Annotated in this window: 8 protein-coding genes; 3 read left to right on the top strand and 5 right to left on the bottom strand. The window is 69.0% G+C overall.

Translation table 11 applies throughout. The features are described 5' to 3' along the window. From VAE53_RS05235 to alaS, 5 genes are all read right to left on the bottom strand, one after another. The coding region (locus tag VAE53_RS05235) for a shikimate dehydrogenase (RefSeq protein ID WP_369294028.1) at positions 1-549 on the bottom strand (549 nt) is incomplete at its 3' end. Then, on the bottom strand, positions 546-1637 hold the full coding sequence (gene mltG / locus VAE53_RS05230) for an endolytic transglycosylase MltG (protein ID WP_322818316.1): 1092 nt from the start codon (positions 1635-1637) through the stop codon (positions 546-548). The genes VAE53_RS05235 and mltG, both read right to left, overlap by 4 nt. After that, positions 1634-2071, bottom strand: a complete 438-nt coding sequence (gene ruvX / locus VAE53_RS05225; protein WP_322818315.1) for a Holliday junction resolvase RuvX — start codon at positions 2069-2071, stop codon at positions 1634-1636. Before ruvX ends, mltG begins: the two co-directional genes overlap by 4 nt. After that, positions 2068-3411, bottom strand: a complete 1344-nt coding sequence (locus tag VAE53_RS05220; RefSeq protein WP_322818314.1) for a baseplate J/gp47 family protein — start codon at positions 3409-3411, stop codon at positions 2068-2070. The genes ruvX and VAE53_RS05220 overlap by 4 nt, the downstream gene beginning before the upstream one ends. 222 nt (positions 3412-3633) lie before the next feature. Continuing rightward, complete coding sequence (gene alaS / locus VAE53_RS05215) at positions 3634-6330, bottom strand: alanine--tRNA ligase (protein WP_322818313.1); 2697 nt, start codon at positions 6328-6330, stop codon at positions 3634-3636. A gap of 201 nt (positions 6331-6531) precedes the next feature. Between alaS and glmU the strand changes: the two genes are divergently transcribed. Genes glmU through dprA form a run of 3 tightly spaced genes read left to right on the top strand, consistent with a single transcriptional unit; the run spans position 6532 to position 10303 of the window. After that, positions 6532-7884 carry a bifunctional UDP-N-acetylglucosamine diphosphorylase/glucosamine-1-phosphate N-acetyltransferase GlmU gene (gene glmU / locus VAE53_RS05210; RefSeq protein ID WP_322818312.1) on the top strand — a complete coding sequence of 451 codons (1353 nt, stop codon included), beginning with the start codon at positions 6532-6534 and terminating at the stop codon, positions 7882-7884. A gap of 17 nt (positions 7885-7901) precedes the next feature. Beyond that, positions 7902-9170 (top strand): hemolysin family protein, encoded by a 1269-nt coding sequence (locus tag VAE53_RS05205; RefSeq protein WP_322818311.1) that lies wholly within the window; start codon positions 7902-7904, stop codon positions 9168-9170. 26 nt (positions 9171-9196) lie between these two features. Next, the gene (gene dprA, locus VAE53_RS05200; protein WP_322818310.1) at positions 9197-10303 is read left to right on the top strand and encodes a DNA-processing protein DprA; all 1107 of its coding nucleotides are present in this window, start codon (positions 9197-9199) and stop codon (positions 10301-10303) included. The last annotated feature ends 71 nt before the right edge of the window (positions 10304-10374 follow it).

Below are 10374 nucleotides of genomic sequence, written 5' to 3'. Positions count from 1 at the left end.
GAGGCAATCGTAGGGGGTTAGTGGGGGCGGGTCTGCGAGCGCTCGCGCGGGGGTGCCGAGGTGGTTGGCGAGGGTTGCGGCGCGGGCGGGTGTCCGGTTCCAGATGTGGATGGCGGCGGCGCGGGCTTCTGCGAGGGCGAGGGCGATGCCGCGGGCGGCTCCGCCGGCTCCGAGGAGGAGGAAGGTGCGTCCTGCGGGTTCGAGTGCGGCTTCGTGGCGCAGGGCGGCAACGAAGCCGGCGCCGTCGGTGTTGAAGCCGAAAAGGCGGCCATCGCGCTGGACGATGGTATTGACGGCGCCGGCTCGTGCGGCGAGCCCGCCGAGTTCGTCGAGGTAGGGGATGACGGCTTCTTTGTGGGGGACGGTGATGTTGGCGCCGAGGATGTCGGGGGCGCGGAGGCTGGCGATGCGGGCGGGGAGCTGTGCGCGGGGGGTGTCCCACTGTTCGTAGGCGACGTCGAGGCCGGCATGGGCGAAGGCTGCCGTCTGGATGACGGGGGAGAGGGAGTGCGCGACGGGGTGGCCGATGATGCCGGCTCGGCTGGTCATGGGGATCCGTAGAGCGCGATGTTGCGCTCGTGCTCGGCGAAGGTGACGGCGAAGATGTGGGAGCCATCGCCTTTTTTGGCATCGGCAACGAAGTAGTAGTAGTCGGTTTGTGCGGGCTGTGCGACGGCGGTGATGGAGGCGAGGCCTGGGCAGGCGATGGGGCCGGGGGGGAGGCCGGGATGGAGGCGGGTGTTGTAGGGCGAGGGATTTTCGAGGTCGACGATGGTGAGTTCGCGTTTCCACCAGCCGTGTTGGCGGACGGATTCGGGGTCTTGGGCGACGGCGAATTGGACGGTGGGGTCGGCGCCGAGGCGGTCGCCGGCGGCGAGGCGGTTGTAGAAGACGCCGGCGATGAGTGGGCGTTCTTCGGGGATGACGGCTTCGCGTTCGACGATAGAGGCGAGGGTGAGGGCCTGGTGAGGGTCGAGCCCGCGGGCGGCAGCGGCAGCGCGGAGCTCGGGGGTGAAGCGCTCGTCGAGGGTGCGAATCATGTAGGCGACGAGGTCGTCCATGGTGGCGCCGACGGGGAGGATGTAGGTATCGGGGAAGAGGTAGCCCTGGAGGCCCGCGCCTTGGGGGAGGTACTCGGCAAGGCCCGGGGGGAGCTGGGCGCGTTGGACGGCGGCGAGGAATTCGTCGCGCGGGCCGAATCCGGCTTGTTCGGCGAGGACGGCCATCTCTTCGATGCGAAGGCCTTCGGGGAAGGTGACGCGGAGGACGGGGACGGCTTCGCGGACGGTGAGGAGGTGGAGGACGGTGGCTGTGCTCGCCCGCGCGGGGAGGAGGTAATCGCCGGCGCTGAGGAGCCCTTGGAGGCCGGTGAGGCGTGCGAGGAGTTCGAACTGGCGGCCCGAGCGGATGATTCCGAGTTCTTGGAGGCGGCGACCGATTTGGCCGGCAGAGGCGCCGCGCTCGACGGTGAAGGGGACGGTGGTGGCGGAGGGTTCGGCGGCGCCGGCGATGGGCTCGGGGAGGTTGCCCCGGACGGAGGCAGGGGTGCCGGCAACCAACCAGGCGGAGAGCAGGGCGACGAGGACGACGAGCGCGAGCCCGACGGCGGCGAAGGGGGAGACTGCTGGCCTGCTCACGGGGTTCGTCTCCGTGCGTCGAGCTCGGCTTGGAGAAGGAGGGCGGCGGCGAGGGAATCGAGGGTGCCGTCTCGCCTGCGGGCGGCGGATGGTGCCTGCCGGGCGGCCTGGGCAGAGGTGAGGCGTTCGTCGGCGGTGCGGACGGGCACGCTGACGGCCTGCCGAAGTTGGGCGGCGAAGGCTTGGGCGGCACGCGCCTGGGCGCCGTGGGCACCGGTGAGGGTGAGGGGGAGTCCGACGATGATCTCGGTGATTCGTTCGCGCTGGACGAGCTCGGCGATGGTTCGGATGGCGTGGCGTTGGTCGCGGGCGGGGATGGCCGAGCGGGGATGGGCGAGCATGCCGAGGTCGTCGGAGAGGGCGACGCCGATGCGCGCTTCGCCGGGGTCGAGGGCGAGGATGCGGCGGGGCGCCGCGGGTTGGTCGTGGTTCATTCGCGTTTTGTGGTGGCGGTGTCCGAGCCGCCGGTGCCGGGCGGGGCGGCGAGTTCGACATCGAGCCGGAACCCGAAGCGGGGAAGGAAGGGCGCCCAACCCGGGACGACGCGGACGTCGGCTTCTTGAATAGCATACCGCTCGCGGAGGATCGATTTTGCTTCGGATGGACGCTTGCCGCGGATGGCAGCTTGGATGTCTTTGCGGGTGACACCGCGGGCGAATTCGCCGGCGATGGTGAGGCTGGCGGTGATGGCCTCTGCTTCGGGGTCGTACTGGCTGGCACCGGTTTCGCTGGCCCGGATGGTGCCGGGGATGAATTCGCCTTCGGCGCCGACGGGAAGGAGGACGCGGCGAGCGAGGCCTTCGAGGGTAGGCGCGGGGATGGCGAGGGCGTTGAGCTGGACGGTGACGTCGAGGAGGAGGACGGGGGATGGGGTGCCGATGGGCGGGCGGGGTGTGCCGAGCTCGATGGATGCTTCGGCGGTGCGGAGGAAGACGGCATCGTGGGGGCGCGCTGCGGCGAGGTCGGCGATGACGTCGCTGGAGCGTCCGAGGGATGTGGCGAGCTCGCGGATGGCGATGACGTCGGCTTCGGAGGGGGCGGGGCGGGGCTCGCTCGCGCCGCCGGTTGCGGGCTCTGGGTTGGTGATCGTGAGGAAGCGGTAGCGTTCTTCGAACCAGCCGGTGATGCTCCCGGCGGGGAGGTTGTGACGTTCGCCGGGTTGGCGTGCGATGACGGTCGCGGATGCGCTCCCGCCGGGGGGTACGGTGATCTCGGACTCGAGTTCGTAGTCGAGGAAGTTGGGGCCACCGAGGACGACGGTGCCGGCAACCACGACGACGGCTGCTCCGGTGGGGTTGGTGATGGTAACGGGGGCGCGGGCGTAGCGGACGCCGACGTTGACGGAGCCGGTGGCAGCGATGGCGAGGGTGTAGGAACGTGTGGCCGAGACGGTGACGGCGGGGAGGCGGCCATTTTGGTAGTCGGGCTCGGGGAGGTCGCGGACTGCGGTGATGGTCACCGTCTGGGTGAGGGTCTCGGTGGGAGGGTAGGCGACGACGGTGGCGGAGGGGGCGAGGAAGAGGGCGAGGAAGAGGGCGAGGGCGGCGACGGCGAGGATGACGGCGATTTGGACGAAACGGCCGATTGCGGGGGCGACGATGGAGAGGGGGCCGAGCCTCAGGACGTAGCGTCCGCCGGCATCCCAGCGGACCTGGGCGGGGCGACGTGCGACCGGGACGCCGGCTTGGCGGGCGCGGGAGGCGAGGGTGCGGGAGCGAGTGGCGATGGCGACGATGCGTCCTGTCTCTTCGGCGTGGCGGAGGAGGCGACGCATGCCGAGTTCGGTGCTGAGTTGACGGTTGCCGTCGGGCGCGTGGATGACGACGGCCCAGGTGGGCGCGGTGTCGAGGTGGCCGCAGATTGCGGCGATGTCTTCGGTGCGGTCGACGAGGATGACGGAGGCGGGCTCTTCGGCCGCTTGGGCTGGCGGGACGTCCGGCGGGGGTGGCGCGTTCGTCAGCGGCGTGCCTCCTTGGGTGGGTGGTGAGGGGAGTAGCTAGCCGGAGAGGGCCTCCATGCCGAGTCTTTGGCCTTCAGCGAGGGCGGCGTCGATCCGGGTAGGGTCTTTTGCGCCGGCTTGGGCGATGTCGGGGCGGCCGCCTCCGCCGCCTCCAGCGGCCTGGGCGAGTGCGCGGACGATGTTGCCGGCGTGGACGCCGCGTGCGACGAGGTCGGGGGTGGCGGCGGCGATGAAGGCGGGGCGCCCTTCGATTTCGGCGGCGAGGATGACGAGGGCGGTCCCGAGCTGGCGGCGGAGGCGATCGGCGATGTCGCGAAGGACGTCGTGGCCGATGGCTTGGACGCGTGCGACGACGAGGTGGGCGTCGCCGATGCGCTTGGCTTGGGCGACGAGGCCGTCGGCGATGGCGGCGGCCTGGAGGCGGGCGAGCTGTTCGGCCTGGGCGCGGAGCCGTTCGAGCTCGGACTGGAGGGATTCGATGCGTGCTTCGAGCTCGGCGGGGGAGGTATCGAGGCGGTCGGCGATGCGGAGGAGGCGTTCTTGTTGTTCGAGGAGGTAGGTTTCTGCGGCGCGTCCGGTGACGGCCTCGATGCGACGGGTACCGGCGGCGACGGCGCCTTCGCGGACGATGTGGATGAAGCCGATTTGGCCGGTGTGGTGGACGTGGGTGCCGCCGCAGAGTTCGGCGCTGAAGACGTGGCCATCGTCGCGGATTTCGACGACGCGGACTTCGCTGCCGTATTTGTCGCCGAAGAAGGCGAGGGCACCGGATTCGATGGCTTGGCGGTAGCCGGTGGTGCGCCACTGGACTTCGAGGTCGTGGCGGACTTTTTCGTTGGCGAGCTGCTGGACTTCGACGAGGGCCTCGCGTGGGGTTTGTTCGAGGTGGGTGAAGTCGAATCGAAGCCGTTCGGGTGTGACGAGGGACCCTTGCTGGCGAACGTGGGGCCCGAGGATGGCGCGCAGGGCGGCGTGGAGGATGTGGGTGCCGGTGTGGTTGCGTGCGGCGCCGCGCCGCCAGTGGAGGTCGACGGTGGCGGTGGCGCGTTGGCTGGCACGGAGCTCTCCTTCGACGACGCGGCCGCGGTGGACGATGGCACCGCCGGAGGCTTGGGTATCTTCGACGAGGAAGACGCCGGTGGGGGTGAGGATGTTCCCGCGGTCGCCGACTTGGCCGCCGCCTTCGGGATAGAAGGGGGTGACGGAGAGGATGATTTCGGCTTCTTGGCCTTCGGTGAGGAGGTCGACGAGGGTGTCGCGGCGGAGGATGGCGACGAGTGCGGCGTCGGCTTCGGTGTGGGTGTAGCCGATGAAGCTGCTGTGGTCGTCGCCGAGCTTTTGGATGACGGGGGAGACTTCGCCCTTGAGGAAGGCGCCTTGCTGGCGGGCGCGTGCGCGTTGGGCTTCGAGGGCTGCCTGGAATCCGAGGTCGTCGATGGTGAAGCCTTCGGCGGTGGCGATTTCGCGGGTGAGCTCGACGGGGAGGCCGAAGGTGTCGTAGAGGGTGAAGGCCTCTTCGCCGGGGATGGTGGTGGTGCCGGTGGCACGGAGCCGTTGGAGGAGGTCTTCGAGGCGGTGGGTACCGGCTTCGAGGGTGCGGGTGAAGCGTTCTTCTTCGGCGGAGAGGGCGCGCTGGATGAATTGTTGGTTTTCGACGAGGTGGGGGTAGGCGTTGCCGAGGCGGCCGATGGCGGCGGCGGCGAGACGGTGGGTGAATGGTTGGCTGACTCCGACTTTGCGGGCGAAGTAGACGGCGCGGCGGATGACGCGGCGGAGCACGTACCCGCGGCCTTCGTTGCTGGGCACGACGCCATCGCCGATGAGCAGGGTGGCGGCGCGGCAGTGTTCGGACATGGCACGGATGGCGTAGGCCTGGAGTTCGGTGGCGGCCCCGCCGAGGTAATCGACGCCGACGACGCTTTGTGCTTCGGCGAGGATGGGGAGGAAGATATCGGTTTCGAAAACGGAGCGCTTGCCTTGGAGGACCATGGCGACGCGCTCGAGGCCGCTGCCGGTATCGATGTTTTTGGCGGGAAGGCTGGTGCGGCGGCCGTCGGGGTGTTGGTAGAGCTGCATGAAGACGAGGTTCCAGATTTCGAGGAACCGATCGCTGTAGCCGACGCCGGCGGGGCGTCCGTCGGGCGTGGTGTGGAGGCGCGCTTCGGCGGGGTCGCGGTCTGGTTGGAGGTCGTAGTAAATCTCGCTGTCGGGGCCGCAGGGGCCGCTGGCGCCGGGGGTGTCTTTGGGGAAGGAGAACCAGTAGTTGAGGTCTTCGTCGCGGCGGTGGATGTGGTCGTCGGGGAGGCCTACTTGGCGCCAGTAGGTGTAGCTGTCGTCGTCGTCGAGGTAGATGGTGGCGTGGAGGCGGGACGGGTCGAGCTGGTAGACGTCGGTGAGGAGTTCCCATGCCCAGCGGATGGCTTCGCGCTTGAAGTAGTCGCCGAAGCTGAAGTTGCCGAGCATTTCGAATGCGGTGAGGTGGGAGAGGTCGCCGACTTCTTCGATGTCGGTGGTGCGGAAGCAGCGCTGGACGGTGACGACGCGTGGGGCGGCGGGGGGTTCTTCGCCCATGAACTGGGGCTTGAACTGCTGCATTCCGGCGGAGGTGAACATCGAGGTGGGGTCGCCGATGGGAACGAGGGGCCAGGGTGGGAGCAGCAGATGGCCGCGTTCGCGGAAGAAGGAGATGAAGGCGTCGCGGATTTGGTCGGAGGTGCGCGGGGGGTTGGTCATGGTCGTATTCGGCATCCTAGGGGCGGGTGGCGCGGGCTGTCGAGAGTGCTGGGCGGGTAGCTTGACAGGCGTTCGTGGCCGTTCCTAGGATGGAGGTCGGACGGGATATCCGTCTGTTATGTGCGTTTCCTCTGACCCTCTCAGTTCGTGTGTGCCCGAGCGTGGAGCGGCTGGCTCGGGGGGTTGGCTGGGGGCCGGCGAATGAGCGGCCTCGGCGTTATCGTTCTCGCGGCTGGGCTCGGGACGCGGATGCGCTCGCGCACTCCGAAGGTGCTCCATCGGGTTTGCGGCGCGCCGATGGGGTGGCATGTGATCGAGGCGGCGCGGTCTTTGGGGCCGGACCGCATCGTGGTGGTCACGGGGTACGGGGCGGAGGATGTGGAGGCGATGCTGGCGGCTGGTGACGTGCGGTTCGTTCGGCAGGAGGTCCTGGACGGGACGGCGGGCGCTGTCCGCCGGTGCGAGCAGGCGCTGGCGGGGTGCGATCGGGTGATGGTGCTGAACGGGGACGCGCCGCTGGTTCGGGGGGATTCGCTTCGTGCGGTGGAGGTAGCGGCGGAGGGGCGGCCGTTGGCTTTCGCGACCTGTTGGTTGGAGGAACCAGGGAGGCTCGGGAGGGTTCTGCGTGGGGCCGACGGGGAGGTGCGGGCTGTGGTGGAGGCGGCGGACTACGAGGGGCCGGAGGGGCCTGCGGAGGTGAACGCTGGGCAGTATGTGTTCGATGCTCGCTGGCTGTGGGAGCGGGTGGGAACGGTTCCAATGAGCGGGAAGGGGGAGTATTACCTGACGGCGCTGGTGGAGCGCGCTGCGTCGGAGGGGAAGGCGGCTGGCACGGCGCGCATTCCGGTGGAGGATGCCTTGGGTGTGGACGACCGGGTGCGGCTGGCGGAGGCGGAGCGGGTGATGCGACGCCGCGTTTTGGAGCGCCATATGCTGGCTGGAGTGACGGTGGAGGATCCGGCGTCGACGTTCGTCGACGCTCGGGCGTCGTTGGGGACGGATGTGACGGTGCTGGCTGGGTCGCGGATCGAGGGGGCCTGTGTGGTGGATGAGGATGCGATCATCGGGCCGAACACGACGCTCCGGAATGCCCGCATCGGGCGGGAAAGCCGGGTGGAGGCGTCGGTGGTTGAGGATTCGGTGATCGGGGAGCGTTGTGTGATTGGGCCGTTCGCCCACGTGCGGGGTGGTTCGACGGTGGGCGATGACTGCGAGGTGCGGAACTACGCGGAGATCAAGAATTCGCGCCTGGGCCGGGGCGTGAAGATGCACCACTTCAGCTATTTGGGAGATGCGGACGTTGGCGAGGGGACGAACATCGGGGCGGGGACGATCACGTGCAATTACGATGGCGTGGCGAAGCACCGGACGGTCATTGGGAGGGGGGTGTTCGTGGGTTCGGACACGATGCTGGTGGCGCCTGTGAAATTGGGGGATGGGGCATTCACGGCGACGGGCTCGGTGGTGACGCGCGACGTTCCGGCGGGGGGGAGTGTCCGGGGCGTGCCGGCGAAGCCGTTCGAGCGGAAGGAGCGGGGGCAGCCGACGCCCTGAGGGGCGGAGGGCCGCTTATGGAATTTCCGCATTTTCTGGCCGTTGTGGGCATTTTGGTGGGTTCGGTGGCACTCGCGGCTGTGGCTGCGGCCGAGGCGGCTCTGGAGCGGGCGAACGACGCGCGAATCCGTGCGCTCGCGGCGCGCGGGAACCGGCAGGCGCAGCGCATCGTGCCGAGCGTGGAGCAACCGGGGCGCTACCTCGGTGCGATCACGGCCGGACGAGTGCTGATCGCGACGGTGGTGATTTCGCTCTTCGCTTATCTGGGAGCGGACCGCAATGGGGCGGCATGGGCGGCGATTGTCTACGGGCTCGGCGGTGGGGGGCTGATGGCGATGGTGCAGATGGCGGTTGGGATGGTGGTTGCGCGGGCGCCAGAGTACGCGGCCTTGAAGCTTTCGGGGGTGGCGGTGGCGACGCGGCGGATTTTCGGTGTGCCGGCGCTGCTGCTCGGGTTGCCGGCTGGCTTGGCGGCGCGGTCGATCCGGCTGGTGACGCCGGAGCCGGAGACGGACATTCTGGCGCTGCTGGAGCGAGAGGAGGCGGAAGGGGGGGTGGAGGAAGCGGAGCGGCGGATGATCCGCGGGGTGATCGCGCTGGAAGACAAGACGGCCCGGGAGATCATGGTGCCGCGGATCGATGTCGCGGCTGCGGAGATCGGCGCGACGGTGGGCGATGTGGCTTCGATCGTGACGGAACGCGGATTCAGCCGGGTGCCGATCTACCGGGAGAGCATCGATGACGTGGTCGGCATCGTTTACGCGAAGGATCTGCTGAAGGCGATGGCGGATGGCGGCCCGGACCGGCCTGTCAGCGATCTCCTCCGCGAGGCGTACTTCATTCCGGAGTCGAAGCGACTGGACGAGCTCCTGACGGAGATGCAGTCGCGGCGGACGCACATGGCGATCGTGGTCGACGAGTACGGCGGGACGGCGGGGATCGTGACGATCGAGGATTTGCTGGAGGAGATTGTCGGGGAGATCGAGGACGAGTACGACGTGGCACGGCCGTCGATCGAGGTGATTTCGCCGGACGAGGTGGTGCTCGATGCGGGGGCCAGTACGGACGTGCTGCGGGAGTTGTTCGGGGTGAATGTGGAGTCGGATGATTTCGATACGGTCGGCGGCTTTTTGATTCACCACTTGGGGCGGCTCCCCGCGGTGGGGGACGAGGTAGAGGTGGAGGGGCTGACGTTGCGGGTGCTGAGCATGGCGGGCAGGCGGGTGCGGCGGTTGCGGGTTTCGCGACAGCCGACCATCGAGCGGGAAGAGGTTGCGGCCCGCTGAGGGCGGCCTGCTAGGATGCGCGGGTCATGAGCGAGGGCGACGAGCTGGCGTACTGGCTGGCGCTTCGGCGGGCGGGGCTCGGTTCGGCGAGCTTTGCGCTGCTGATCGCGAGGTTCGGTTCGATCGCGGAGGCGTGGGAATCTCCGTTGGGAGAGCTCCGAGCGGCTGGTATCGAGGAGGCGTATGTTCGGAGTATCGCCCGGACGAAGGCGGGGTTCGATGCGGAACGGGAGCTTCGGGCGCTGGAGCGGGCTGGTGCGCGGGCACTCACCTGGCGCGATGCGGCCTACCCGGAACGGCTCCGGCAGATTCCGCAGAGCCCGCCGGTGATTTTGGTGCGGGGAGCGGCGGGGCCGGAGTTTCCGCAGGCGGTCGCGGTGGTCGGCACGCGCGGGGTGACGCCGTATGGGCGACAGGCGGCGGAGCTGTTTTGCGCGGCGCTCGCGGAGCTCGGGGTGGCGATCGTGAGTGGGCTGGCGCGCGGGGTAGATGCGATTGCGCATCGGGTGGCGGTGGAGCGGGGGACGCCGACGGTGGCGGTTTTGGCTGGCGGGGTCGACCAGGTGTATCCGCGCGAGAACGCGGGTTTGGCGGAGCGGATCGCGGAAGTGGGCTGCCTGGTGAGTGAGTACCCGGTGGGGACGCCGGCGCGGCGCGATTTTTTTCCGCGACGGAACCGCATTCTTTCGGGGTTGGCGCGGGCGGTGTTGGTGGTGGAGGCGGGCGAGGGTAGCGGGGCGTTGCACACGGCGAACTGGGCGTTCGAACAGGGGCGAGATGTGTTCGCGATTCCGGGGAGTGTGTTTTCGGCGCAGAGCGCGGGGACGAATCAGCTGATTCGCGAGAGTACGGCGAAGCTGGTTGCGACGCCGGAGCAACTGTGCGAGGAGCTGAACTTGCTCGCTGGGGGAGGGCAGTTTCCGCTGTTGCGGTCGGAGCCTGAGGCGGTGGCGGCTCGCGCGGAGCGGCCGGACGACCCGATCCTGGCGTTGCTGGCGGGAGGTCCGCTCCATATCGACGAGTTGACGCGGGCGCTGGGGCGAACGGCGGCCGAGGTATCCGGTGCTTTGAGCCTGCTGGAGATCGACGGGTACATCCGGCAGACGGGGCCGATGACCTACGCGATCGTCTGAGGCGGTCGAATTCGAAGAAAGCGGGAAGGCGCTGCTGGACAGTGGCGCGCCGGGCTCTCTACCTTGGAAAG

Source organism: Tepidiforma sp. (genome assembly GCF_034432735.1).
GTDB lineage: Bacteria > Chloroflexota > Dehalococcoidia > Tepidiformales > Tepidiformaceae > Tepidiforma.
Note: the sequence above shows the minus strand (reverse complement) of the source record. Positions and strands in the feature narration are given on the sequence as shown.

Coding starts and splice junctions, on each gene's coding strand:
- alaS (WP_322818313.1), bottom strand. CDS start 6,330: ATGACCAACCCCCCGCGCACCTCCGACCAAATCCGCGACGCCTTCATC.
- dprA (WP_322818310.1), top strand. CDS start 9,197: ATGAGCGAGGGCGACGAGCTGGCGTACTGGCTGGCGCTTCGGCGGGCG.
- VAE53_RS05205 (WP_322818311.1), top strand. CDS start 7,902: ATGGAATTTCCGCATTTTCTGGCCGTTGTGGGCATTTTGGTGGGTTCG.
- VAE53_RS05220 (WP_322818314.1), bottom strand. CDS start 3,411: ATGCGTCGCCTCCTCCGCCACGCCGAAGAGACAGGACGCATCGTCGCC.
- ruvX (WP_322818315.1), bottom strand. CDS start 2,071: ATGAACCACGACCAACCCGCGGCGCCCCGCCGCATCCTCGCCCTCGAC.
- glmU (WP_322818312.1), top strand. CDS start 6,532: ATGAGCGGCCTCGGCGTTATCGTTCTCGCGGCTGGGCTCGGGACGCGG.